Consider the following 24,634-nt stretch of genomic DNA (forward strand, 5'->3'; position numbering starts at 1 on the left):
TAACCAACCGAAGGGGAACCCAACGATGACCGTAGAAGCGACCACACCAGAGCATGACGAAGCCGCCGACGCTATCGAACTGATGGCACAGCAGGCCGAGCGCGAAGAAACCGCACAGCAGGCCGCCGACGAAACCGCAGCGGGCGAATGGGAGGACGTAGACGCTCAAGAGGAGCAAGCCGCCGCAGTCGCTAAAATGATGGTACAAGTGGCCGGGATGGCAGCGGGAATGATTCATCCGGGGCATAGCCTGACCGCTGAAAAGCGCCAAGAGGGTGAGGTGGTCATGCTGCCGGTAGCGCGTGACTTTTCCGGGGAACTGCCCGAATGGCTCAAGCCATACATGCACTACTTGGGGGCGGGCATGTGGCTAGGCGGTGTGATGATCGGCGCTTACAAAGCGAAAAAAGAGGAAGACGCCGAACGTGAGCAGGAAAAACGCGAAGCGGGCCAGGGGGCAGCCGATGGCGTCGAATCCTGATACGTCGCTCAAAAACCGTCACCGGTTGGTATTAGGGGCAACCGGGGCGGGCAAGTCGCAGCTAATCCGTGAATTGATCCCAGCGAAGGGCATAAGGCTATTGGGCTGGGATACCGACGAAGACCACGAAGGGCATCACATAGAAAACCGGGCCGACTATGCCCGGTTAGTAGCGAAGGCGCTTCGCTCAAAGAAGCCGTTTAGGCTGCTATGGGCCGGGGCCAACGACCTAAAAACGTTTGAATGGTGGTGTGAACTGGTATTTGCCGCCTTAGATGGCCGGTACCCAACCGAAATCTTGATCGAAGAACTAGCCGATGTGTCGCCTAGTGCGGGCAAAGCGTCGCCTAAGTTTGGCGAGCTAATCCGCCGGGCGCGCAAGTATAACGGCGGGCTGACAATGGCCAGCCAGCGCGGGACGGAAATCAGCAAAACGGTCTATACCCAAGCCGCTGAATTCTGGATTGGCCGCCAGGAGGCCACCGATATTCCGCGAATGTCACGCCTAGCCGCTGTGACTGAGGCGCGATTAACCGCCGTGGCAGCGTTGCACTACATACGCAAAAACGGGCCTGATGTGAGCTTTTACAAGCTGGAATTCACCAAAAATGGCAGGAAGTTAACCGAACTGAGCGAATAGCAATGGACAGTTAACCGAAACGATAGCCACCGTTAGCCCCGACAAGCACCCGCTTCGGGGCTTTCTTTTTTCTATTGGTCAATAAAGGGCTAACGCAATGGCTGACGTAGTAACCAAATATAAGGACAACGTTGATTGGACGATCATCGTTTCCACCATCACCGCCGCCGTGATTATCGGTGGAGCCGCTTACGGTCTGCGCAAAGCAGGTCTAGGCACCGTCGCAAACGTCATTAAATAAGGGGCTGTCATGCGCTTAACAACCCGTATGCCGTCCCTGTCCAACGTAACAGCGGGCGGTACTGCCACACTCAACGCACCCATTGGCCGCACCTATGAACGCATGGTGTTTGCCTTTTCCGGTGTGACCCGTGCGCAGATGAAAGATATTAAAGTCGTGATCGACGGTAAGCCCGTAATGGAGTTTGCCGACGCTGAGCAAGTGGCCGCGCTGAATAAATATTATGGCCGTCACGATGGGGCCGGTTTTTTCACGCTGTGGTTTGTGCGCCCTGAGTTGAACGCACTTGAACAGCAGCGCGTTACCGGCTTAGGCACTGGCGACCGGGCAGGCAACGGCAAAATCTCAACGCTTCAGTTTGAAATCGAAATCGACGCCGCCGCCGCTGATCCCAAGATTACCGCTAACGCGATCCAATCCGACCCGGCACCGCTGGGCATGATCAATAAGGTAAAACGCTTTACCTACTCAAGTGCCACCGCTGGCCAGTTTGAAATCGACAATATCCCCAAAGGGCCGCGCCTGTGTGCGATCCACTTCGTCAAAGAAGCGGGCGACGTTTCCCGCGTCGAAGTCGAGCAGAACAGCCGCAAAATCGTAGAAGGCGATAAGCCGCTATTGCAGTACCTGCAAAAAGAATCGGGCCGCACGCCGCAGCCTAATTACTTGGCGGTTGACTTCACGCAAGAGGGCGACGTGTATCAATCCATCGTCACCGATCCGCGTCAAATTCAAGATCAGCGTTTCCGTTTGACACTCGATACCGCCGGTCAAGTAACCGTGCTGGTTGAGTATCTCGACGGCTTCGCGGGCATCTAAGGGGCTGCAATTATGGCAGGTTACGGAATGACAGATTGGGGCGGTTTTGCCGGGTTAAGTAACACCGGCACCACTGCCAACAATTACAGTTGGGGTGGTACCTCAAGCCTCGTGGATGCAGGCGCGGGCCTGTTTTCGGACGCGCTAGGCGCCTGGGTCGAAATCGAAAAGATCAAGGGCCAGAGCAGCAGCAGCGCACAAGCCCAAGAGGCCACGCGAAACGCCACCATGTACCCCAGCGGTAGCGGGCAACCGGCAGCGGCGGGCTTTGCAGCACCGGGCATGAGTATGTCACCACAGATGTTGATTGTGGGCGGTGTGCTGGTGATCGGCGCGGTAATGCTACTCAAATAAGGGGAGCGCTATGGCAATGCCACCGATGACACGCCTACCCCCCATAACCGGGGGGCACGCTGGGCCATCAAGCGCCGCCGATACCGGCCACACTGGCGACGTTGGCGGCATGACCGTTGGCGACTACTACGGCAGCGGTTCCCGCGTGCGTAAGCAAGAGGGCTGGAACTGGCAGGAATTGGCAATCCTGGGGGCCGTGGCCCTGGTTGGGGTGGCGGTATGGAAAAAGCTTTAACCACCAACGACCTAACGACACTGGCCCCCGCGCTGGGGGCTGATGCCGAGCAGGTAGCCGCCGAAGTCGCGGCGGGCATTTCTCAGCTAATCCGCTATGCCGATGGTTCCCGCATTGTTGCCCGCGTTGAGTACGACACCAACGGCGGGGAACTGGTGATTGTGGCCGGGGCTGGGCGTGACGCACCGGGCAAAGTGGCGGCACTGGTTGAGCAAGCGACCCGGCGCGGCTGGTCGGTACGTTTCCACACCAAGCGACCCGCGCTAGGCCGGATGCTGGCCCGCTTAGGCTTCACAGAATCAGAGAGGGTTTACCGCTATGGGGGGAAGTAGCAGCAGCAGCACTAAGCGCACCTACCAGACGCAGAACATTAGCCAGCAGGGCCATGCCAACGTTTACGGCAGTGGCAACCAGACAACGGTTTACCGGGCCGACGCTATCACGCTGGACAACATCGCCGCTGCACTGGCCGCAGGCGTTGAAGACGTTACCAACGCCGGGACTAAGCAGGTAGAGGCCACGCTCGACAGCAATACGAACGTGACGCGGGCCGCACTCGATAGCAATACCAGCGTGACCCGCGACGCAATGAGCAGCATGGAAAAACTGGCGTTAGAAATCCAGCAAGGGGCCGAAAAGGGCACCCAACAAGCCATGGATTTTGTCAGCAATTACACCGAACGCGAGCAGATCGGCAGCGAAGGCGAGCAGCTTAGAACGCTGCAATATGTCGCCGCCGCCGTGGCCGTTGCGTTGGTGGGCATCGCCTGGGCATCGAAAGGGAGCATAAAAGCATGAGTACACAACGCGGGGCGCTGCGCGATTACGTTCTAAACATTGAGCCCGGCGCGCAATCGCTCGTTCAGGCCATTGGTGACTATTTTCGCATTACTGACGCCAGCGGTGGCCGCGTCAACGTCTCGACCAGCGCGGGCGATGCGTTCGACGTACAAGAGGGCGAAGGGGCCAGAGTGCGAGCGTTTGAGACGCTACGAGTCCGCAACGACTCCGGGGTAACGCTTCGCGTCCGCTTGATTGCGGGCACTGGCGAATTCGAGAGCGCACGCACCACCGGCAGCGTGACGTTAAACGCCGCGGGCACCATTCAGGAAGTGGGCGCGATTGCAGGCGGTGGCACGATCCCCGCGAACCCAGACCGCCGTCAACTGGTGATGATTGCCAACACTGGCAACGCCGGGGCCGTGACCGTCGCGGGGCTCCCGCTGCAACCGGGCGATGCCTTGGACCTAGAAGTGACCGGGGCCGTCGCGGTGGGCGGTGCGGCTGGCGACACGCTACACGTTGCAGAGGTTATCTAATGGCACGCATTCGACCGGGCTTTAGGCTCAGAAGGGGGCAGAACTTGGCCGACCTTACCGACAAGGCCGCCGCACGGCAAAGCCTAGAATTGGGGAGCGCCGCGCTCAAACCTGCCGGGGGCTGGACGGGGCTGAACGCTGACACGCTAGACGGCCAACACCTAGGTTATTTCGTCAATATACCGGCACGGCTGGGCTTTACGCCTTTGCAGCAGGGTGGCGGGCAATACATGCAAACCAACAAAGTAATTGTTGGTTGGGATGGGCCAGCGGGCAGATTAAGGGCGCAAGTTGACGCGACGCTATTAGGGTTTTTGGTGACGAATGAAAATCTTAATAGCGTATTAGCAGAGCGAGCCACACAAGGCGAGCTTGGCACATATGCCTTTTTGCAGAACCGCAGCGGTACCACTTTAGGGCCGGGGCAGCTTGTTAATGGGGCACAGTTGGTCTGGAGTTCTTCGTCTGGCAATGATGGCGGCGGGCCTATTTATGGGACGTGGCGAACGTTGGGTAATGTCCTAAACACCAATTCAACGCTATTTGTCAGGGTAGGTATCTCATGAATATTAAAAACCCCGTTTTTAATGCGTTCGGCGGCATTAACGCTGAAATTGAGCATTCAAAGCTTGGCTGGATACCCTGCACGCTGCACCCCGACGACGCCGAAACCGCCGAGCTATACGCCAAGGCCGAACCCGACGCCGCACCGGCACCGGCGCCGGTACTCGCTGACGTAAAAACCGCTAAGCGGGCCGCACTCGAAGCCGCGCGCAAAGACGCCGAGCGCGAAGGCGTCACGGTTGAGGGCATCCGCTACGCGGGCGACCCCAGCAACCGCCAAGCGCTATCCGAAGCGCTCGACCTCGCCGCCATTACTGACCAGACGCATTTTTCAAGCTGGAAAGATTCAGATGGCCAATTCCACGCCGCGCACCCAGTGGCAGACGTTCACGCCGCGTTGCTAGCGATCGGCCAACGCCGGGGCGAGCTAATCGACCGGGAAGGCGCTTTAAATGAGCAGATCAGCGCGGCCACCGATGTTGAAACCCTGGAGGCCATCCAATGGTGAAAAAACTATTAGCGCTCGCCCTGATCGGTGGCGGTGCCTATTTCATGATTAAGCCGGGGCAGCTTCGCGCCTTTGGCCAAACGGGCATACCGTACCGACCCGATTACAGTGAAGGCGCGTTTGGGGAGTCGGGCGTCCCGTTTTTACCGGGGCTCTTTCCCGAAGACCAGCGAAATCACGACCTTGAGAACGGCACACTGGAACTAGGCTGGCTTACCGATTGGATGGGCGGCGGTGGCGGTGTGTCAGACATGTTAGACCCTGATTGGAGCATTTTTGATATGACCAAGCCACGCGGCATCCGCAACAACAACCCCGGTAACATTGAGTACACCGGCACCCAATGGCAGGGGCTCGACAGTCCCGCCAGTGATGGCCGGTTTATGCGATTCGTAGCGCCTGAATGGGGCATCCGGGCGTTAGCGCGCACGCTCGACACTTACCACAACACGCACGGCATCGACACCGTTCGCGGGATAATCAACCGCTGGGCGCCCAGCTTTGAGAACAACACCAGCAGCTATATCGGCCACGTTGCCCAGAGTGTTGGCGTGTCAGCCGATCAACCGTTTGATGTGAACGCCAAGATGCCGCAGCTAGTGCGGGCGATCATCCAGCATGAGAACGGCGAGCAACCGTACTCAACCGCCTTGATCAATAAAGGGATTAGCATGGCATGACAAACCGTGAGCTAGTCATATTGGGCGCGGTGGGCCTGGGGGCTTACTGGCTCATACGGCAAATTCCCAAGCCGCCTAGCGTCACTGAGGCCGCGCATACCGGCTTTTGGTATAGCAGCTTTGGGCAGCTAGCCGACAAGGCGGCGGGGCTTTATAACGGCTGGGGGCAATTCGACCCATTAAGCGACGCAGAGGCCGCCGAAGTGCAAGCGGTTGTCGATCAAATCAACAAAGAAACCGGGTATTCAAACGGGGGATGGGGGTCACTATGAAATGGAACGAACGCACCAAGAAAAGCGCCGCCTTTGGGCTGGTGGGCCTAGTGGGTATCTTTACCGGCACGTTTTTGCCGCCTGAGATTTTTACCCAGTTGCTAGGGGCTTTCTGATGATCGACAGCACGATCATTCAGGCGATACAGGCGGGCGGGAACGTGGGCCTATTAATGATGGGCTTATCACTAATGCGGCTCCACGTCCGCGTAGCTAAAATCGAATTACGCTATGAAATGAAGCAAGAAGCCAAAAACGATAGGCACTAGCTGCTTTTCACCGGCCATTGCTTACGCAGATCATCCGGCACCCAGCGACGGCCATCGGATGACACCAGCACGGCAAACGGCTTTCTATTAGGCGCTGGCCCTAGTTGCCTAACGAACCTAAATCCTTCCCAACGTTCAAACGGCACCACCTGACCGGACAATATCGCCAGCAGCTTGGCACGTTCCGGGCTGATGCGTTGCTGACCGTGTGCCCAACGGTAAGCGGTTTTTGGATGCACCCCCAGTAGCTCGACTGCCTGCGTTTGCGTGACCCACGCACAGCCCCAAGGCGTATCTAGCTCGATTACCGTGTGAAAGTTTTTCACGTTAAACGCTCCCTATGATTAAAAAATATCATGAGTGCGCTGGGCTTGTGGTTTGCCCGAGCGCGGGGGAGGATGGGCACCCAGAAGCCACCAGGAACAGGCCAGAATGAGTAAAAAATAAGGACAAATGACAGGCACAAAAAAAGCGCATTAGCGCCGCTACATATTCTTAGGATTCGCATAATATATATTATGTTAAATTGAATAAAAGTATGTCTGATCAACGCGCGTAAAAAGCGATCATGACGTTGGACACTAGTCTCCCATCTCCTTATTATTCCCCCCACCTATTTTCCAAGGATATTTCTCGTTATGCGCCCAGGTGTTTTGTGGCTAATAGCTGGCTTGTCGCTCTCTATCGCGGGCTGTGCAGCAACGCAGCCGGAAACTGTTCAACCGCCACCTCTGAGTGAAGCCACCTTTAACTCACGTATCCTGGAATTAGAAAGCCAGTTGGCGAGCCAATGTGATAGCCACTCTGCCTATCAGGCACGTCAGCTTGATCAACAGCAGGTGCTGACTGCCGATGTACGTGAAGTGGGCAGCTTGCTACGTTCGCTGCGCCAAGATGTGCAACAGCTTGAAGCACGAGATGATGAACCGGTTATTATTCGTGAGGAGTGTCAAATAGATGAATCGCTAACCACGAAAACGCTGGTGGGACGCAGCGAATGGGTGGGACTGCCGAGCCTGGGCACTTACCTGAAAGCGCGTATCGACTCAGGCGCTAATACCTCCTCGCTTTCCGCGGCTGAGATTACGCGTTTTGAACGTGACGGCGAAAACTGGGTGCGCTTTAAACTCGCTCTCAATGAAGATGATGTGGCCGTAGACGCCAAGCGTGATGAATGGGTAGAAGCGCCTATTGTGCGCCGAGTGCGTATCGTTCAAGCGTCTGGTGAAGAGTCTCGCCCGGTTATTTCACTGTTGATGACGCTCGGTCCTATTCGTGAAAACGTCGAGTTCACGCTTAATGACCGTACCCATCTGGATTATCCGGTGCTGCTTGGCCGGCGCTTTTTAATGGATATTGCGGTTATTGATGTTGCCGATACTTATCTACACGAGCGCCCCGAGTTTCCTGGTGGCGAGCCCGCTGAGCAGGCTGCTGAAGATGAAGCAGTTGATGAAGACGATAGCGAAGAGTAACTGCTCTCCCCTGGCGCTTTACGCAGATAAGGAAATTCCATGTCTCGGTTAATGTTTTATATAATTGTCGGCCTCTTGATGGTGGCGGGTATCGCCACCAGCATTCACCGTCATGTGCAGTTTGAAATTCCCTGGTTGCCTGGCGAGCAACGTCAGGTATGGGAGATTGAGGCTGGTATTAACTTTACTGCCCAAGGCGGTCCTGTTCAGGTAGACCTGGCGCTACCCTCGCATCAGGCAGGCTATCGCGTGCTTACGGAAAACACCGCTTCCTCAGGCTATGGGCTTGCCTACCAAGCCGATGAATTGGGCCGCACCGCTCAGTGGACTATTCGTAACGCGACAGGTAATCAAACGCTCTACTACTCGGTTCAGATGCTGGTATCGCAAGATGCCCGTTCACCCGTGCAAACACCGCCTGAAGCGTCAGCGACAACCCCTTGGGAAAGCCCTTATGACACCGCTGCCAGCCAACTTATAGAACAGGCTTGGGCACGAAGCGCCAATAACGCTACTTTTGCCCGTGAACTGATCCGCGATATTAATGGTGAGCGTCAAGAGGAAAACGCGCGGCTACTGCTGTCTCAAGAAACACCCGCAGCGCTGGTGGTGCGTTTGTTAAACCAAGCGGACGTTCAAGCGCGCGAAGTAAGCGGTCTTCTGCTGGAAGACGGTCGTCGCCGCCAAACACTGAGTAGCTGGATTCAAGTGTTTGATGAATCAGGCGAACAGTGGAGCATTTTCCATCCGCTAACGGGTGAGCAAGGTAAACCGGAAAATCTGATACTTTGGGAGACCGGCGGTCGAGCGGTATTGGAAGTTCAAGGTGGCACCAATTCCCGTGTTACCTTTTCAATGATGACGCATAATCAGCCTGCGTCCGCAGCGGTACGTAACCACTACTCTGATGACACGTTGCTGAATTTCTCGATTCATAGTCTGCCTTTGGAAGAGCAAGCGCTGTTCCAGACAATTCTATTGATCCCGATTGGCGCATTAATGGTGGTGTTTTTGCGCGTGTTGGTCGGTATCAAAACGTCCGGTACGTTTATGCCCGTGCTGATCGCACTGGCTTTCATACAAACCACGCTACCGACGGGTCTGATTGGCTTCCTGCTGATTGTCGCCATTGGTCTGATTATTCGTAACTATCTTTCTTACTTGAACTTACTGCTTGTAGCGAGGGTGTCGGCGGTCATCATCACGGTAATCGCGATTATTTCAGTCTTTACCGTACTGGCCTATCGTATGGGTCTCAGTGCCGGACTCACCATCACGTTTTTCCCGATGATTATTCTGGCCTGGACGATCGAGCGGATGTCGATTTTATGGGAAGAGGAAGGCCCGAAGCAGGTGTTAATCCAGGGCGGCGGCAGTTTAATTACCGCTATTCTTGCCTACCTGGCGATGAATAACCCCTGGATACGCCACATCACGTTCAACTTCCTGGGTGTTCAATTTATCCTGATGGCGTTGATTTTGCTGTTGGGTAATTACACGGGTTATCGCCTGCTAGAACTGCGTCGCTTTAAGCCCATTACCGATGATGAGAAACCCTCATGAGTTGGTTCAAAGATTGGACCTGGCCGACGCGCCTTCGGGATAAAGGCATTATTGGCATGAACCGGCGTAATATTCGTTATATTGGCCGCTATAACAGCCGTCGTCTTTATCCGCTGGTGGATGATAAGCTAAAAACCAAGTTACTGGCCCAGCAGTACGGCATTACCTCGCCGGAACTGATCGGCACGGTGACGACTCAGTTTGGTGTCAAGCACATTGGCGACATGCTGACCGGGCACGCGGGGTTTGTTATCAAACCCGCCAAAGGCAGCGGCGGCAAAGGAATTTTGGTGATTGAAAAGGTAGAAGATAATGCCTTTATCAAGCCCAGTGGCGCGACGTTATCGATTACCGATGTGGAGCGCCACGTATCCAATATTCTGTCGGGTCTCTACTCGTTAGGCGGCTCGCCCGATGTGGCCGTCATTGAAACGCTGATTAATTTTGACGAAAGCCTGATGGATTACACCTACGAAGGGGTTCCCGATATTCGGGTAATTATCTTCAAAGGGTACCCTGTCATGGCCATGATGCGTCTCTCTACCGCTGCTTCTGATGGCAAAGCTAACTTGCACCAAGGGGCTGTGGGAGTTGGTTTAAACATTGCCACTGGCGCAGCGCTCCGCGCCGTGCAGTTTGATCGGCCCTGCTTTAGCCATCCCGATACCGGTCATGACCTGGCTAGTTTAGTCGTGCCTCAATGGGAGACACTGCTAAACCTCGCGGCGGGTTGTTATGAAATGACCGGGTTGGGCTACCTGGGCACCGATATGGTGCTGGATCGCAAGCATGGACCGATGCTGCTTGAGCTTAACGCGCGCCCTGGCCTCGCCATTCAAATGACCAATGGTGAAGGTTTGCGTCGCCGCCTGGATCTTATCGAACGCCAGCCCGATAACGTTCCTGCAAAACAGCGTGTGGCGTTTGCTCAGCATCATTTTGCTCGGCGCAGCGAGCTGGTAGAAAGCCCTGACACCTCTGCTGCTAACGCGTAGACTAGGTAAACCACGTTCAACGAGTTGCCCATGACCCAAGCGAATACACTTTTGCAGCAGGCTGAGTCCCAGTGTCACCTCCGCGGCGTACGGTTTACTCCAATTCGTCGACGTGTACTGGAACTTATTGCTGAAAATGGTGGCGGCTTAAAAGCATATGATCTGCTGGATAAGCTAACGACCGAGCATGCTGCTGCTCGCCCACCGACGGTCTATCGAGCGTTAGAGTTCTTAATTGAGCAGGGCTTGGTACACCGAATTGAGAGCCAAAACGCTTATGTAGCTTGCGCATGCCCTGAGCATACCCACGGTTTCCAGCTACTGATTTGTCGCCAGTGCGGCTATGTTGAAGAGCTGCATTTAGACGAGATTAGTGCCCAATTGGCGGCGTTGGCCAAACAGCGTGGCTTTAATGTCGAGCGCCAAACAATTGAGCTACAGGGCCTCTGTCAGGACTGCCGCCCCAGCTAGCTTGTCAGCCCAATGTCTCCATGACTGAGTCTCAGTGCTGTTGCTCAGTGATAAAGATCAGTGCTAAAGAAAAGCACTCCGCATCGCCATGCACCGTAGAGAGCCCCTGTATGTCCCGTTTTGATCAAACAGCTCCCGAAGCACTTTTTAAGCAGTTAGAGCATGCCACGCCTGATGATAGCCTGCCGGATGTTGCCACACTGCTTGACGCCATACGCTTTAATGCTGATGGCTTAATTGCAGCGATTGCCCAGCAACACGATACAAAAGAAGTATTAATGATGGCATGGATGAACCGTGAGGCCTTGGAAGAGACCCTGTCCACTCAGCGTGTCTGTTACTACTCCCGTTCGCGTAAAAAACTATGGCGTAAAGGCGAAACATCGGGTCAGCAGCAGCTGCTTAAATCAGCCAATCTCGATTGCGATGGCGACGCGCTTTTGCTGTCCGTTGAGCAGACAGGACCGGCCTGCCATACTGGCCGACGCAGCTGCTTCTATATTGCGTTGGATGATAAACAGGCAGCGATTACCAGCACGCCACTGATCGATCCCGAAAAGCTCTATGGTAAACAGTGAGCCCTTCAATAAGCTCTTGAGTAAGTGGCGTTCTTCAGAGGCTAATAGATGACGTCACTGAAAGGTCTCCGTAACGCACTGCTAACTGGCCTTACGAGCATAGCCTCGAAAGCCATGATCGGCTGTATCATTGTCTATCGCTACACTATCAGCCCCCTGCTAGGCCCCCGTTGCCGCTTTTGGCCCAGTTGCTCATCGTATGCGATTGAGGCGATTCAGGTGCAAGGCCCGCTAAAAGGCGGCTGGATGGCGGCTAAACGAATCATCAAGTGCCACCCTGGCAATGCCGGTGGCATGGATCCCGTTCCCGGGGGTAGAAGCGAACAGCTTTGCCGCGAGGACGAGTCCCCAACCCACGCAGGCTGCGACCACCCTCCTCGCTAGCATGTCATTTTCTGCTTGACGGTATTATTGATACTGTTCAGCGGTCTGGTAGATCTTCTCTAACATGGCATGCAGGCCGTTGCTGCGGGTAGGCGAAAGATGTTTATCAAGCCCTAAATCAGCCAGGAAATGGGGTTCCGTCGCACGGATTTCAGCAGCGCTTCGATCACTGTAGATGCGCAGTAATACGGCGATTAAGCCGGATACAATGGCGGCATCCGAGGTCGCTTTAAACACAAGCTGTCCGCCCTCTTCTTCGTATCGCATCCACACATTGGACTGACAGCCCTGGATTTTAAACTCCTCGACTTTCCATTCATCAGGAAAGTCAGGGAGCTGTTTGCCCATATCTATAATGTATTGATAACGATCCATCCAGTTATCAAATATCTCGAAATCCTCGATCAACTCTTGCTGGGCCTGCTCGGCGCCGGATGTGCTCATGGTGCTTCCTTCTGATTGGGGGTGTATGCCGAATGAGAACAATGGCAGTCAGCATTACTTCTCCCCATTATAACGGTTCACTGGCGCCTTGAGAGGGGGGGTGTTTCTGAAATTGCCAAACGATGGCGCTGCTGTTCACGATGCCACTCATTGTCTTCGGTATGTAAGTAGCGCGAGGTGGTCTCCAGGCGAGCGTGACGGGCGCTCTCTGCCAAGTGGCGCAGGCTGATACCCGATTGAGCCTGATGGGTAATAGCAGTATGACGCAGCCAGTGCGGCGTCGCGTTGCGCAGCGCGCTTATATAGTGGGAAGAGCCGTCTTCTTCTTCAAGTGCTTGGGCCGCCTGCTGAAAGGTGGCGCTAATAAGGCGATAAAGCTGATTGTTGCCAATACCGCGCTGGCCATCCAGGGCACGCAGTAATGGAGCATGTGCTTCCAGTTCGCTTGGGTGCTCAGGCAGGTCTAGTGCGTAGCGCCACTCGCGTAGACAACTCAACATGTCATCGGGTAGTGGAATGCGTGCCACTTTACTGCCCTTGCCTACCACGTTCCACCACCAGCGCCCTTCGCTGCGCTGGAAATCGCCCATTTGCGTATTTGCCATTTCACTTATGCGTGGGGCAAGCAGGTAGGCAAACGCAAAGATAAAGCGCTGCCTTGCATGCTCAAAGTGGGCGCGGCCGCCCTCCTCTTTACCTAGCGGTCTGTTAAGCCATGCCCAAAGCCACGCCCATAGATCGCTTTCAAGATAGCGTTCAATACGCTGTGTCTGATTATTTAGACGGCGTGATTTATCCCGCATAAGACGAAACGGATTGTGATGCACCCACCCCGCTTCCACTAGCCAAGCGAACATTCCCTGCAGAATGACCAGGCTTTGACGTCGGCTAGCAGGCGACAACACCCCCCGAAACGGACGCCATGCAGGATGCGCCCGGGGTTTCGAGGGCCCCACCCACTGTTCATGAGGCTGTGGATCAGCAAGAAATGCCTCAAACCGGCGCAATATATCGCGATTAATATCAACTAGCCTGAGCTGTTGGCTCGCTAGCCAGAGCAGTAGTCGCTCCGATTCTCGACGATAGGCTTTCCATGTTTGCGGGCTCTCCGTGTACTCATCAAGCCATGCCATGACTGCCTCGGCGTCGCTTTGAGCGCCAATTCTGCCGACTTCCTGCTTGTCGACAAGTGCCCTTTCGGTCGTGATAGGCGCTGACAACGTTGGTATTGGCTCAACCGACATTGGCCACCCTTTCATGGTGCCGCGAAGCGTTCGTCATTTAAGTGCGTCCCCTTTCCCAAAGCCCTTGGACGCAAAGTGTGGCGTTATTGTTGTAAAAACTCAAGATAAGACGAGTAATCTTGAATTTATAGCTTTTATCATAAATAAAATTACGTAATACGTTTTATGTAATAATTGCCTTTTGGCACCAAAATACCGACAATGACGGTCTTGCATTGCCACTATAGAATCACTTGGAAAAGGACGAACGCATGGCGCGTAACGGCATTCAATACCACGATGTTCAACAGGCCATTGATGCGCTACTAGCCCGTGGAGACACCCCTAGCGTGCAGCGCATTCGTGATGTCCTGGGCACGGGTAGCTTCACGACCATTAGCGACCACTTCCGCGTATGGCGAAGCGAACGTGAACAAAATCGTGACGTGCCGCCTCCTAAAGGCGTTCCTGACGTGGTGGTGACGATGGCCAGTGAGTTATGGCGTGAAGCTCAAGAGGTCGCCAATCAGGCATTGGTGCACTATCGCGAGGAGGCTAACCGGCAGGTAGAGGACGCCCAACGATTAGCCGACGATGCTGAACAGCACGCCCTGGATTCCCAGCAGCGTGAAAAAGCGTTGACGGAGCACCTTCGTCATACTGAGGCGCGGCTGGAGACACTTAATCGAGAACTTGCCACCCTGGAGGCCAATCAAGCTCAGCTCATTGAGCAAGCAGAGCGTGCCGAACAGCAGACCCTGGATGCGAAAAAAGCAGGCGCAGCCATAGAGCAGCGTTACCACGCGCTTCAAGAGAGCTCTCAACACGAGCGTCAGGAGTTACAGACTAGTTTCGAGCAACGCTTGAAACAGGAGGAAGCGCGCAATGAAGCTTCCGAGGGTAAGCTGATGGCGCTACTGGATACGCTTCGCCAGGAACGTGCGCAGGAAGAGAAAAGCTACCAAAAAAGGCTTCAGCAAGGAGAGCAGCGCATTGAAGCTTTAAATCGGGAATTAACGACCAAGCAGCAGACCCTGCACCAGTTGCAGCTGGACGCCAACGAGCGGGAGCAACAGTTGAGTGAGTCGCAGCAGCGATGCAGTGCCTTGGAGAAACAGCAGCACGCGTTACATCAGCAGCTAAATGAAGCGCAGTCAGCGTTAAGCCAACAGGCTAGCCAGCACGCCGAGCAAGAAGCCCAGCTGCAACAAGCATGGCAAGAGAAGTTATGGAGCAGAATGGAAGCACTACAACAACAGCTGACCGAACTGCCCGCCTCGCTAGCGGAGAAAGACACCACGCCTAAACGCTAGCGGCTAATTAGCGAGCGGTAGCAAAGCATTTGCACGCATACGGCATGTTCGAAAGCCCATAACGAAAAGTGCCGCTACCTATTACAGGTAGCGGCACGATATCTCAGGCCTGATTAACCTAGCGGTAATAGGCGTTGGTAGTGTCACTATGGTCGGTGACATCACGAATCCCCGCCAGCTCAGGAATACGCTCCATTAAAGTTTTTTCAACGCCATCTTTAAGCGTTAAATCAACCGCAGCACAGCCCTGACACCCGCCACCAAAGGCAAGCACGGCATACTGCTGTTCAGTGAGCTCCACCAGCTTGATTTCACCCCCGTGGGCTGCCAGGCCAGGATTAATCTCGCTGTACAGAACATAATTGATACGATCTTCAAGCGGGCTATCGGCGTTGACCTTTGGCATCTTGGCGTTAGGCGCCTTGATCGTCAGCTGTCCACCCATACGGTCAGCATTAAAGTCGACCACCGCTTCTTCTAAAAAGGCCAAGCTGTTTTTATCGAGAAAAACATTAATTTTTTCGAGTTCCAGCGTGACATCGGTAGGCTCTTCTTCGCCTGGACGACAGTAAGCTAGGCAGGTTTCCGCGTAGGGCGTGCCTGGCTGAGTAATAAAGATGCGTACCGCAATACCTTCAACGTTTTGCTTTTCAAGCAATTCAGCGAGGTAAGTCTGCGCGCTCTCGGTAATATCGATACCTTGGGTATCAACATCGGTGTTTTTTTCGCTAGTCGTGGTCATGAGGGCTGTCTTCCTCCCGTGGTAGTGGCTTGGCCACTTCACATGTCATTTGTGCCTATGGTAAGCAAAACGGCGCGCTGACACAATCCCGAGTATTTTAGTAGGCTATTTGTTCGCACACCTCATTCAAGCTAGGTCATCCAGCTCTTCAAGCTATGGCTTCAAGCTATGGCTTCAAGCAGGCATACAGGGTTAATTAGTCTTGCTCATGCAGTGTATTAGCAATGCTCATCCCTTCTGGCATCGCACTTAGGGGCGTTTTGCTACGCCTTTTGTTATCATTACGCGCCTAATAACCCTGTATACAGCTTTACCGACGACAACAATATTCCCTTTGATGACTGTGACGCTGGAGAACTCCCCCTGCCATGGCTGATAGTGCTTTGACCGCAACCCTCACACAACGCCTTGCTGAACGTATCCTGATTCTGGACGGCGGCATGGGCACCATGCTGCAGAACGCTCAGTTGAGCGAGGAGGATTTTCGGGGCGAACGCTTCAGTGAATGGCCTTCGGATCTTAAAGGCAATAACGATCTGCTCGCGCTCACCTGCCCCGATGTCGTCACGCGGATTCATCGCGCTTACCTTGAAGCCGGCGCAGACATCATTGAGACCAACACCTTTAACAGCACTCAACTGTCACAGTCTGATTACGGCATGGAAGCGCTGGTGGTGGAGCTCAATCGCGAGTCAGCGCGGCTTGCCAGAGAAGTGTGCGATGCCGTCGCCGCGGAAACGGGCGTGCCTCGCTATGTCGCGGGTGTATTAGGGCCAACGTCGCGCACCGCGTCGCTATCACCCGATGTCAACGACCCGGCCAAGCGTAACGTCACCTTTGATGAACTACGCGAAAACTATTATGAAGCGGCCGAGGCGCTCATCGCAGGCGGCGCCGATCTCATCATGATCGAAACTATCTTCGATACGCTTAACGCCAAGGCGGCCATATACGCGTTGGAAGAGCTGTTCGATGACCGCGGCGAGCGTCTGCCGGTAATGATCTCCGGTACCATTACGGATGCCTCGGGGCGAACCTTATCTGGCCAAACCACCGAAGCCTTCTGGAACTCGGTACGCCATGCTCAACCGCTCTCTGTCGGCCTAAACTGCGCCCTGGGCGCCGAAGAGCTGCGCCCCTATCTTGAAGAACTCTCGAGCAAAGCGGACACGTTTGTATCAGCACACCCCAATGCAGGGCTGCCTAACGAGTTTGGCGAGTACGATCAGACCCCTGAAGAGATGTCCGAGATTGTCAGCGAATTTGCGGCAAGCGGCCTGGTCAATATTATTGGCGGCTGCTGTGGCTCAACGCCTGAGCATATTCGTGCCATCGCCGATTCAGTACGCGAGATGACGCCACGAGCGATTCCTGAGCGCAGCCGAGCCTGCCGCCTATCGGGACTCGAGCCTTTCAACATTCAGGCAGACTCACTGTTCGTCAATGTGGGCGAGCGCACCAACGTTACTGGCTCAGCGCGCTTTAAAAGATTGATTGTTGAAGAAGATTTCACGACGGCGCTTGAAGTGGCGCTTGAGCAGGTTGAGAACGGCGCTCAAGTCATCGATATCAACATGGACGAGGGCATGCTGGAGTCCAAGGAAGCCATGGAGCGCTTTCTTAACTTAATCGCCGGTGAGCCCGATATTGCTCGTGTTCCGATCATGATTGACTCCTCCAAATGGGAAATCATCGAAGCGGGTTTAAAGTGTGTGCAGGGCAAAGCCGTCGTCAACTCCATCTCACTGAAAGAAGGTGAAGCCGCCTTCCGCGAACAGGCGACCAAGTGCCGCCGTTATGGCGCGGCGATCGTCGTGATGGCGTTTGATGAAGAGGGCCAGGCCGACACCTTTGCACGCAAAACCGAGATTTGTCAGCGCGCCTATCGCCTGCTGGTCGATGAGATCGGGTTTCCCGCCGAAGATATCATTTTCGACCCCAATATCTTTGCTATCGCTACGGGCATTGAAGAGCACAATAACTACGCCGTCGACTTTATTGAAGCGACCCAGTGGATTCGTGACAACCTGCCCCACGCGATGATTTCCGGCGGCGTTTCGAACGTATCGTTTTCGTTTCGTGGTAATAACCCCGTTCGTGAAGCGATTCACTCGGCGTTTCTTTACCACGCGATACGTGCCGGTCTTAGCATGGGTATCGTCAATGCGGGTCAGCTTGCTGTCTATGACGACCTGCCTGCCGAACTTCGTGACGCGGTGGAGGATGTGGTGCTCAACCGGCGCAGCGACGGTACCGAGCGACTGCTGGATATTGCTGACAAGTATAAAGGCGACGGCAGCGGCGCAGCTAAAAAAGAGGATCTGGAGTGGCGCAGCTGGCCGGTCAATAAGCGTATCGAGCACGCGCTAGTCAAAGGCATCACCGCCTATATAGAAGATGACACCGAACAGGCCCGTGCCGAGGCAGAACGCCCTATCGAGGTGATCGAAGGGCCGCTGATGGACGGCATGAATGTGGTCGGCGATCTGTTTGGCGACGGCAAGATGTTTCTTCCGCAGGTGGTCAAGTCAGCCCGGGTGATGAAGCAAGCCGTGGCCTACTTAATTCCCTATATCGAGGCCGAAAAAAGCGAAGACACCAAGGCCAAGGGCAAGATCGTCATGGCCACGGTAAAAGGTGACGTGCACGACATCGGCAAGAATATCGTGGGCGTGGTGCTTCAATGCAATAACTATGAAGTTATCGATCTTGGCGTCATGGTGCCAGCGGATAAAATTTTGCAGGCCGCCAAAGAGCATAACGCCGATATCATCGGCCTCTCGGGGCTGATCACCCCGTCGCTGGATGAAATGGTCCACGTGGCGAAAGAAATGCAGCGTCGCGGCATGGATCTTCCGCTATTGATCGGCGGTGCGACCACCTCGAAAGCTCACACTGCCGTTAAAATTGAACCACAGTATGAGCACCCGGTGATTTATGTCACCGATGCCTCTCGTGCCGTCGGGGTCGCTGGTCGCCTGCTCGCGCCGAATCAAAAAGCGGCTTATGTGGCAGACATTCGCGAGGAGTATGAAAAAGTACGCGAACGTAACGCGAAGCGCCGTCCTAAAGCAGCCGATCTTGATTACACCCAAGCTCGTAAACGACGGTTTCGCACAGATTGGAGTAGCCAGACACCTGTCGAGCCGGCCGTGTTAGGTCTGCAAACGTTCGATAACTACGACCTTCAAGAGCTGATCGAGCGGATCGACTGGACGCCCTTCTTCATGAGTTGGCAACTGGCCGGTAAGTACCCCAAGATTCTTGATGATAAAGTCGTAGGGGAAGCCGCTCGCAGCCTGTTTGAAGATGCCAAGGTCATGTTGCGTAAGCTGGTTGAAGAGAAACGCGTGTACGCACGCGGAGTCATCGGTCTGTGGCCTGCCAATAGTGTCGATGATGATGTGATTGAGGTTTACGCCGATGAGTCGCGCAGCGTCGTTGTCGAACGGCTGCATCACATTCGCCAGCAAACCACGAAAGGCCGCGACGGTATCTGTTATAGCCTGGCTGACTTCATTGCGCCCAAAGAGAGCGGTAAAGCTGACTGGATTGGCGGCTTCGCGGTCACCACCGGTCATGGCGTTGATGAACTCTCCAAAGCGTATGAGGCGGCCGGCGACGACTATAACGCCATCATGGTGCAGGCACTGACGGACCGTCTCGCTGAAGCCTTTGCCGAGCGTATGCACGAGCGTGTACGCAAGGAGTTCTGGGGCTATGTGCCCGACGAAACGCTGGATAACGATGCCTTGATCGCTGAGAAATACCAGGGTATCCGGCCAGCACCAGGCTACCCCGCCTGCCCCGACCATACTGAAAAAGCCACGCTGTTCCGCTTGCTGAATGCGACCGAGAACACCGGCTTGGCGTTGACTGAAAACTTCGCCATGTGGCCTGCCGCCGCGGTCTCTGGCTGGTACTTTGCCCATCCGCAGTCAAAGTACTTCTCGACCGGCAAGATTACCCGTGATCAGGTAGAAGTCTTGGCTGAACGCAAGCAGATGTCGCTTGAGGAAATGGAGCGCTGGCTCTCGCCGGTACTCTCCTACGACCCGAGCTGATAAATGCTGTTAGCGGGCCGTCATGGCAAGGTGGTACGCCTTGCCTTACCCATCATGCTGGGCATGCTGTCGCAAAGCCTGCTCAACCTGATCGACGCAGCAATAGTCGGCCGTTTAGGTGACGTGGCGCTGGCGGGTGTCGGCATAGGCGGTTATACCATGTTTATGCTGTCCGCCGTGGTGTTCGGACTCTCTTCCAGCGTTCAATCACAAACTGCTCAACGACTGGGCGCTGGCCGTGCAGATGTTGGGCACCCCTTGCACTCGGGGTTGGCGATTGGCATTGCCGTTGCGCTGCCCCTCTCGCTATGGGCGTGGTGGCAAGCACCTCTACTGATCGGCTTGATTACGCAAAATGTGGAGGTAAAAACCGTAGCCGTCAGTTATTTTCGATGGCGGGTTGTCTCGTTGGTCGCCATCGCTTTAACGCTATGTTTTCGCGGCTACTGGAACGGTCGTCAGCAAACGCAACTCTATTTACGCATCATTGTAGCGGTTCATTTACTTAATGTACTGGCAACCATTGGTTTGGTTTACGGCGTAGCTGGCCTCCCCTATATGGGCTCCGATGGTGCTGGCGCGGGAACGACCCTGTCATTGTTCACAGGTCTGCTAGCATGGTGGTGGGTAAGCTATAAAAATGCCGCAATCCCGCTTGCTTTACCCCGGTGGTCGCGTGCGCTCAGTCTGCGAACGACGCTAACCCTCGCCGCACCTCATTCCTTGCAGCAACTTTTGTTTGCGGCGGGCTACGCGGTATTATTTGGCTTATTAAGCCACTTGGGGACTGCCAGCATTGCGGTAGGCCATGTGCTGATTAATTTATCGCTGTTGCTTATTTTGCCGGGCGTCGGTGTGGGTGTTGCCGCGATGAGCCTGGTCGGCGAAGCGCTCGGGCGCGATGATCAACATGAAGCGCATCGCTGTGGATGGGATGCGCTGCGCGTCGCTTGGCTGTTAATGCTGGTGTTAGCGCTGCCCATGCTGCTGCTTCCCGAGCAGGTGCTGGGGGTGTTTTTTAGCAATCATGAACTGGTTGCGCTAGGTTCACGCCCGCTGCAACTGACCGGCGTGATGATTGTTCTGGACGCCGCCGCCTTAGTGCTCGCCCAGGCGTTAATGGGTGCCGGTGCCCAGCGCACGGTGATGCTGTTAACCCTGGGGATGCAGTGGCTACTGTTTCTTCCCCTGGCTTGGTGGGTTGGGATCGGCCTGGGATACGGCTTGTTGGGTATTTGGCTCATACAGCTTGTTTATCGATTGATAAATTCAGCCGGCTTTCTATGGGTATGGCAGCGCCGACGCTGGCAGTTGCCCGCTTTTAACTAGCCGTATAATCGGCTGAACAGGTTTTAAATAGCTTTTAGAAATAAAAAGATAATTATATATTCTTTTGTAGAATATGATGCCCGCGTTAAGGTGACGCTAAATAAACGTCCGTCTCAACGTGACCATTTCGCTTTTTAGCAGGATCGTGCACATGTACCGTTATGATATTCACGACCAAACACTGGTTGATGAGCGTGTCGCTCAGTTCCGCGACCAAATGGAACGCTATCGCGCCGGTCGTTTGGGAGAAGAAGAATTCCGCCCGTTACGGTTGCAGAATGGCCTCTATATTCAGCGTCACGCCCCTATGCTGCGTATTGCCATCCCTTATGGCATGTTGGCTGGCAATCAATTGCGTGCGTTGGCTGAGATCACACGCCGCTATGACCGCGGCTACGGCCACTTTACGACACGTCAGAATTTACAGCTGAACTGGCCTGCCCTTGAAGACGTGCCGGATATCCTGGCGGATCTCTCCAAGGTGCAGATGCATGCCATTCAAACCAGCGGCAACTGCATTCGCAATACCACCAGTGACCAGTTTGCCGGTATCGCCAATGATGAAGTGGAAGATCCGCGCCCCTGGTGCGAATTAATCCGTCAGTGGTCTACCCTGCATCCCGAGTTCGCCTATTTGCCGCGTAAATTCAAGATTGCAGTAAGTGGTGCTGCTCAAGACCGCGCGGCGATTCAGGTGCACGATATCGGCCTGCGTCTTTGGTATAACACTGACGGCGAGCTGCGCATTAAAGTCTTGGCTGGTGGCGGTTTGGGACGTACCCCCATGATTGCCGACGTGGTTCGCGAAGACCTGCCCTGGCAGCATCTGCTGACCTATCTGGAAGCTTGTGTCCGGGTATATAACCAGTTCGGTCGCCGCGACAACAAGTTCAAGGCACGAATTAAAATTCTCGTTAAAGCCCTCGGCATCGAGGAATTCCGCCGTCGTGTCGACGAAGAGTGGGCGCATTTAAAAGATGGTCCGCAAACGCTTAACCAAGCGGCAATCGACGCGGCCAAAGAGCATTTCCCGGAGCCTGACCGTCGTCCGGTAGACGATTCGGCAACCGATGTATTTGATCAACTGCGTGCCGACAATCGCAGCTTTGCCCGCTTTGTGACTAATAATGTGTCGTCTCATAAGGTGCCGGGCTATAAAGCCGTTACGCTGTCGCTTAAACGCCGCGAGCATGCGCCAGGGGATGTTACAGCGGACCAGATGGAGGCCGTGGCGGATTTAGCCGATCGCTATAGCTTTGGGGAAGTACGGGTTACTCACGAGCAGAATCTGGTGCTGTCAGACGTGCCGGTAGATGAGCTTGAAGCGCTATGGAAAGAGCTTGATGCGCTGGGCATGGCGAACCCCACCGTCGGTACGCTCAATGACATTATCTGCTGCCCTGGCGGTGATTACTGCAGCTTGGCTAATGCCGTCTCCATTCCGATTGCCCAAGCGCTTCAGGAACGTTTTGAAGACCTGGACTTCCTGTATGACCTGGGCCCGCTGGATTTGAATATTTCTGGCTGCATGAATGCCTGTGGTCACCACCACGTCGGCCATATCGGCATACTCGGGGTCGATAAAAAAGGCGAAGAGTATTACCAGGTATCGATAGGCGGCAACTCAACCGACGATGCGTCATTAGGTAAAATTCTGGGCCCTTCATTCTTCCGCGAAGACGTGCCCAACGTGGTTGAAAAAGTGCTGGAAGTTTACGTGGCGCAGCGTCACGAAGATGAGCGTTTCCTGGATACTTATCGCCGTATTGGCCTAAAACCCTTTAAGGAGCGTGTGTATGCCGCGCAGTAATGAAACGCAAGCTGAAGCGGTTGATCTGACGCCGGTTCATGCTGATCATTTGATTGTAAATGGTGAGTTAGCGGCAGAGAACGCCTGGTGCGTTTCCTACGATGTCGACAACCTGCCCGATCAACTTCCTGCGTTTGTACCGCTAACGCTGTGGCAGGCCAATCAAGACGATACCGAGCTTGCGCCGCTGCTGACCAGTGATACTGAGCTCACTGCGGCACTGGCTGAAGAGCTTAACAAGTCAGCTGCGCTGGCGATTGATTTTCCGGCCTTTACGGATGGCCGGGGCTACTCTCTCGCCCGCCTTCTGCGTGAACGCTATGGCTACAGCGGCGAACTGCGTGCGGTGGGTGATGTGCTGGTCGACCAGCTTGAGTACATGCGTCGTTGTGGCTTCACGACCATGGCCCTGCGTGATGATCAGGACCCTGAAGATGCCTTGCGCGCGCTAACCTTCTTTAGCGTTCGCTACCAGACCGATGTTGAAGAGCGTCAGGCGCTGTTTGAACGACGTCTTGCTGCTGGCAAGTAACCACGTATTGCAAGCAGACGAGATGTAAAAGGGCAGCTTCGGCGCCCTTTTTTGTGTCCGGTTTTATGTGCCGTTATCGTAGTGAACTCATGTCGTATTAGCGGCGGTTGTATTATCCGCGACGCTTTTGCTGGCGTTCACGATTATTGGCCTTGGCGCGATCACTTTTTCGCAGCATCACCCAAGTAGCGCCCAGCCCACCTTCAGAGGGTTGGGCCGAAACGTAGGCCTGCACCTCGTCAAACTGACTCAGCCACTTGGCAATATATGAACGCAGCACGTTCGCAGGGCTATCGATTTCACGCCCACGACCATGAACGATGAGTACCGAACGCAGATCGTGGGCATAGGCCTCCTGAATAAACGGAAACAGCAAGCGGCGGCACTCACTCAATGGGCGACGCAATAAGTGAAGCTGGGACTGAACGCTATAACCACCATGCTTCAATTTATCGACCACACCTTCCTGAATCCCCTCACGCCGATAGGTCATGGGATCAAAAGGCGGCAGCAGATCGACAAAGTCATCGGTGAGAAAGTTACGCGCCCCGGCCTCTTCTTCCGCCCGCTCGCGGCGAGCCAACTGTGATTCGGAGGGGGCTTTGCGCTGTGCACCTGGGTCGGCCCGGTTACTGGGTGGCAGGGGCTTAACATCACCCACTAGAGCACGAAAATCCATATCATCACGAAGTGGCTGATTCATTACTGGCTCCTCCGACAGGGTCGTCTTACTATCCTAGCAAATCTAGGGATATTGCTTAAACAGATTAAGTAAGTCGATAACATAAGGCTTGTCATCATCAAGTAGGCGCGCCAAGCTAGCTGACTATTTCATAACGGTAATTAAGAGGCTTCATGGTTTGGCTTAAGCGGCTGTTGATCGTCTGTATGGTGGGGGTGCTTGGCGTTGCCGGTTGGCTCTGGTTAATAATGCTTAGTCCCTGGTTTTATGAGCGTCCCGATGATCTAGCTGACATCGAGCAGCGACCACACCAGGTGTTTGTATATGGGACGCTTCGCTACGCCCCCGTCCGCCTAGTGGTGATGGGAGACTTTGGTGATCCCCAACCGGCGATGCTTGAAGGGTTTCAGCGCAACGGGCTCGATCTTACACCCCAGCCAGATCATCATGTGGAAGGCCTGCTACTGCATGTGGAACCCCACGAACTGGCCCGTTTAGACCGCTATGAACGACTGGGTATTCGCTACGAGCGGGAGATGGTAAGCCTTGATGATGGCAGTCAAGCCTGGGTGTATTTACGTCTTCCGGACGTACAAAATGCATTGATCCCGTGAGCGTATTGACCGGCAGCTCTGATAACATAGCGAT

Annotated in this window: 30 protein-coding genes; 25 read left to right on the plus strand and 5 right to left on the minus strand. The window is 54.7% G+C overall.

Features of this window, described 5'->3' with window-relative positions; all coding sequences use genetic code 11:
* Positions 1-25 precede the first annotated feature (25 nt).
* The 13 genes from ACFFLD_RS00780 to ACFFLD_RS00840 all read left to right on the plus strand — a co-directional run bounded on the left by ACFFLD_RS00780 (position 26) and on the right by ACFFLD_RS00840 (position 6,113).
* Positions 26-481, plus strand: a complete 456-nt coding sequence (locus ACFFLD_RS00780) for a hypothetical protein (RefSeq protein ID WP_386040542.1) — start codon at positions 26-28, stop codon at positions 479-481.
* The gene (locus ACFFLD_RS00785; RefSeq protein ID WP_386040544.1) at positions 465-1,121 is read left to right on the plus strand and encodes a hypothetical protein; all 657 of its coding nucleotides are present in this window, start codon (positions 465-467) and stop codon (positions 1,119-1,121) included. The genes ACFFLD_RS00780 and ACFFLD_RS00785 overlap by 17 nt, the downstream gene beginning before the upstream one ends.
* 97 nt (positions 1,122-1,218) lie before the next feature.
* Positions 1,219-1,362 carry a hypothetical protein gene (locus ACFFLD_RS00790; RefSeq protein ID WP_386040546.1) on the plus strand — a complete coding sequence of 48 codons (144 nt, stop codon included), beginning with the start codon at positions 1,219-1,221 and terminating at the stop codon, positions 1,360-1,362.
* 9 nt (positions 1,363-1,371) lie between these two features.
* Positions 1,372-2,181, plus strand: coding sequence for a major capsid protein P2 (locus ACFFLD_RS00795; RefSeq protein ID WP_386040547.1), 810 nt, complete (start codon positions 1,372-1,374; stop codon positions 2,179-2,181).
* Positions 2,182-2,193: 12 nt separating this feature from the next.
* Positions 2,194-2,535 (plus strand): hypothetical protein, encoded by a 342-nt coding sequence (locus ACFFLD_RS00800; protein WP_386040549.1) that lies wholly within the window; start codon positions 2,194-2,196, stop codon positions 2,533-2,535.
* 10 nt (positions 2,536-2,545) lie between these two features.
* Positions 2,546-2,770, plus strand: coding sequence for a hypothetical protein (locus tag ACFFLD_RS00805; RefSeq protein WP_386040551.1), 225 nt, complete (start codon positions 2,546-2,548; stop codon positions 2,768-2,770).
* Entirely contained in the window at positions 2,755-3,102 is a 348-nt protein-coding gene (locus tag ACFFLD_RS00810) for a hypothetical protein (RefSeq protein WP_386040553.1), read from the plus strand. The genes ACFFLD_RS00805 and ACFFLD_RS00810 overlap by 16 nt, the downstream gene beginning before the upstream one ends.
* Complete coding sequence (locus ACFFLD_RS00815; RefSeq protein ID WP_386040555.1) at positions 3,089-3,568, plus strand: hypothetical protein; 480 nt, start codon at positions 3,089-3,091, stop codon at positions 3,566-3,568. The genes ACFFLD_RS00810 and ACFFLD_RS00815 overlap by 14 nt, the downstream gene beginning before the upstream one ends.
* Positions 3,565-4,089, plus strand: a complete 525-nt coding sequence (locus tag ACFFLD_RS00820) for a hypothetical protein (RefSeq protein WP_386040557.1) — start codon at positions 3,565-3,567, stop codon at positions 4,087-4,089. Before ACFFLD_RS00815 ends, ACFFLD_RS00820 begins: the two co-directional genes overlap by 4 nt.
* Positions 4,089-4,655, plus strand: coding sequence for a hypothetical protein (locus ACFFLD_RS00825; protein WP_386040559.1), 567 nt, complete (start codon positions 4,089-4,091; stop codon positions 4,653-4,655). Before ACFFLD_RS00820 ends, ACFFLD_RS00825 begins: the two co-directional genes overlap by 1 nt.
* Positions 4,652-5,161, plus strand: a complete 510-nt coding sequence (locus ACFFLD_RS00830; protein WP_386040561.1) for a DUF4376 domain-containing protein — start codon at positions 4,652-4,654, stop codon at positions 5,159-5,161. Before ACFFLD_RS00825 ends, ACFFLD_RS00830 begins: the two co-directional genes overlap by 4 nt.
* Positions 5,155-5,841, plus strand: coding sequence for a hypothetical protein (locus tag ACFFLD_RS00835; protein WP_386040563.1), 687 nt, complete (start codon positions 5,155-5,157; stop codon positions 5,839-5,841). Before ACFFLD_RS00830 ends, ACFFLD_RS00835 begins: the two co-directional genes overlap by 7 nt.
* Entirely contained in the window at positions 5,838-6,113 is a 276-nt protein-coding gene (locus ACFFLD_RS00840) for a hypothetical protein (protein ID WP_386040565.1), read from the plus strand. Before ACFFLD_RS00835 ends, ACFFLD_RS00840 begins: the two co-directional genes overlap by 4 nt.
* Positions 6,114-6,377: 264 nt before the next feature.
* Here ACFFLD_RS00840 and ACFFLD_RS00845 read toward each other — a convergent pair whose 3' ends face one another.
* A complete protein-coding gene (locus tag ACFFLD_RS00845) occupies positions 6,378-6,707 on the minus strand; it encodes a hypothetical protein (RefSeq protein ID WP_386040567.1) in 330 nt (109 codons plus the stop codon).
* 312 nt (positions 6,708-7,019) lie between these two features.
* On the opposite strand from ACFFLD_RS00845, the gene ACFFLD_RS00850 reads away from it, so the two are divergent.
* The 6 genes from ACFFLD_RS00850 to yidD all read left to right on the plus strand — a co-directional run bounded on the left by ACFFLD_RS00850 (position 7,020) and on the right by yidD (position 11,847).
* The gene (locus tag ACFFLD_RS00850; RefSeq protein WP_386040569.1) at positions 7,020-7,856 is read left to right on the plus strand and encodes an ATP-dependent zinc protease family protein; all 837 of its coding nucleotides are present in this window, start codon (positions 7,020-7,022) and stop codon (positions 7,854-7,856) included.
* Positions 7,857-7,895: 39 nt separating this feature from the next.
* The gene (locus ACFFLD_RS00855) at positions 7,896-9,419 is read left to right on the plus strand and encodes an inactive transglutaminase family protein (RefSeq protein ID WP_386040571.1); all 1,524 of its coding nucleotides are present in this window, start codon (positions 7,896-7,898) and stop codon (positions 9,417-9,419) included.
* Positions 9,416-10,414, plus strand: coding sequence for an alpha-L-glutamate ligase-like protein (locus ACFFLD_RS00860; RefSeq protein ID WP_386040573.1), 999 nt, complete (start codon positions 9,416-9,418; stop codon positions 10,412-10,414). Before ACFFLD_RS00855 ends, ACFFLD_RS00860 begins: the two co-directional genes overlap by 4 nt.
* 30 nt (positions 10,415-10,444) lie before the next feature.
* Positions 10,445-10,885 (plus strand): transcriptional repressor, encoded by a 441-nt coding sequence (locus ACFFLD_RS00865; protein WP_386040575.1) that lies wholly within the window; start codon positions 10,445-10,447, stop codon positions 10,883-10,885.
* Between the two features lie 110 nt (positions 10,886-10,995).
* The gene (hisI, locus tag ACFFLD_RS00870; protein WP_386040577.1) at positions 10,996-11,463 is read left to right on the plus strand and encodes a phosphoribosyl-AMP cyclohydrolase; all 468 of its coding nucleotides are present in this window, start codon (positions 10,996-10,998) and stop codon (positions 11,461-11,463) included.
* 48 nt (positions 11,464-11,511) lie between these two features.
* The gene (yidD, locus tag ACFFLD_RS00875; RefSeq protein WP_386040579.1) at positions 11,512-11,847 is read left to right on the plus strand and encodes a membrane protein insertion efficiency factor YidD; all 336 of its coding nucleotides are present in this window, start codon (positions 11,512-11,514) and stop codon (positions 11,845-11,847) included.
* A gap of 24 nt (positions 11,848-11,871) precedes the next feature.
* Here yidD and ACFFLD_RS00880 read toward each other — a convergent pair whose 3' ends face one another.
* Together ACFFLD_RS00880 and ACFFLD_RS00885 are read right to left on the minus strand one after the other, a co-directional pair.
* A complete protein-coding gene (locus tag ACFFLD_RS00880) occupies positions 11,872-12,291 on the minus strand; it encodes a SufE family protein (RefSeq protein WP_386040581.1) in 420 nt (139 codons plus the stop codon).
* Between the two features lie 77 nt (positions 12,292-12,368).
* Complete coding sequence (locus ACFFLD_RS00885; RefSeq protein ID WP_386040583.1) at positions 12,369-13,535, minus strand: tyrosine-type recombinase/integrase; 1,167 nt, start codon at positions 13,533-13,535, stop codon at positions 12,369-12,371.
* A 251-nt stretch (positions 13,536-13,786) separates the two neighbouring features.
* Between ACFFLD_RS00885 and ACFFLD_RS00890 the strand changes: the two genes are divergently transcribed.
* Positions 13,787-14,827: a DNA-binding protein gene (locus ACFFLD_RS00890; RefSeq protein WP_386040585.1), complete on the plus strand. Its 1,041-nt coding sequence runs from the start codon at positions 13,787-13,789 to the stop codon at positions 14,825-14,827.
* A 118-nt stretch (positions 14,828-14,945) separates the two neighbouring features.
* Here the strand turns inward: ACFFLD_RS00890 and nfuA are convergent, their stop codons facing one another.
* Positions 14,946-15,569 (minus strand): Fe-S biogenesis protein NfuA, encoded by a 624-nt coding sequence (gene nfuA, locus ACFFLD_RS00895; RefSeq protein ID WP_386040588.1) that lies wholly within the window; start codon positions 15,567-15,569, stop codon positions 14,946-14,948.
* A gap of 368 nt (positions 15,570-15,937) precedes the next feature.
* Between nfuA and metH the strand changes: the two genes are divergently transcribed.
* The 4 genes from metH to ACFFLD_RS00915 all read left to right on the plus strand — a co-directional run bounded on the left by metH (position 15,938) and on the right by ACFFLD_RS00915 (position 23,304).
* Positions 15,938-19,633: a methionine synthase gene (gene metH, locus ACFFLD_RS00900; RefSeq protein WP_386040590.1), complete on the plus strand. Its 3,696-nt coding sequence runs from the start codon at positions 15,938-15,940 to the stop codon at positions 19,631-19,633.
* Positions 19,634-19,636: 3 nt separating this feature from the next.
* Entirely contained in the window at positions 19,637-20,962 is a 1,326-nt protein-coding gene (locus ACFFLD_RS00905; protein ID WP_386040593.1) for an MATE family efflux transporter, read from the plus strand.
* A 151-nt stretch (positions 20,963-21,113) separates the two neighbouring features.
* Positions 21,114-22,772 carry a nitrite/sulfite reductase gene (locus tag ACFFLD_RS00910; protein ID WP_386040595.1) on the plus strand — a complete coding sequence of 553 codons (1,659 nt, stop codon included), beginning with the start codon at positions 21,114-21,116 and terminating at the stop codon, positions 22,770-22,772.
* Entirely contained in the window at positions 22,759-23,304 is a 546-nt protein-coding gene (locus ACFFLD_RS00915) for a DUF934 domain-containing protein (protein ID WP_386040597.1), read from the plus strand. The genes ACFFLD_RS00910 and ACFFLD_RS00915 overlap by 14 nt, the downstream gene beginning before the upstream one ends.
* Positions 23,305-23,416: 112 nt before the next feature.
* Here the strand turns inward: ACFFLD_RS00915 and smrA are convergent, their stop codons facing one another.
* The gene (smrA, locus tag ACFFLD_RS00920) at positions 23,417-24,007 is read right to left on the minus strand and encodes a DNA endonuclease SmrA (protein WP_386040599.1); all 591 of its coding nucleotides are present in this window, start codon (positions 24,005-24,007) and stop codon (positions 23,417-23,419) included.
* A 152-nt stretch (positions 24,008-24,159) separates the two neighbouring features.
* Between smrA and ACFFLD_RS00925 the strand changes: the two genes are divergently transcribed.
* Entirely contained in the window at positions 24,160-24,600 is a 441-nt protein-coding gene (locus ACFFLD_RS00925; RefSeq protein ID WP_386040601.1) for a gamma-glutamylcyclotransferase family protein, read from the plus strand.
* The last annotated feature ends 34 nt before the right edge of the window (positions 24,601-24,634 follow it).

The sequence above is a fragment of the Vreelandella sulfidaeris genome, assembly GCF_042429665.1.
Classification (GTDB): Bacteria; Pseudomonadota; Gammaproteobacteria; order Pseudomonadales; family Halomonadaceae; genus Vreelandella.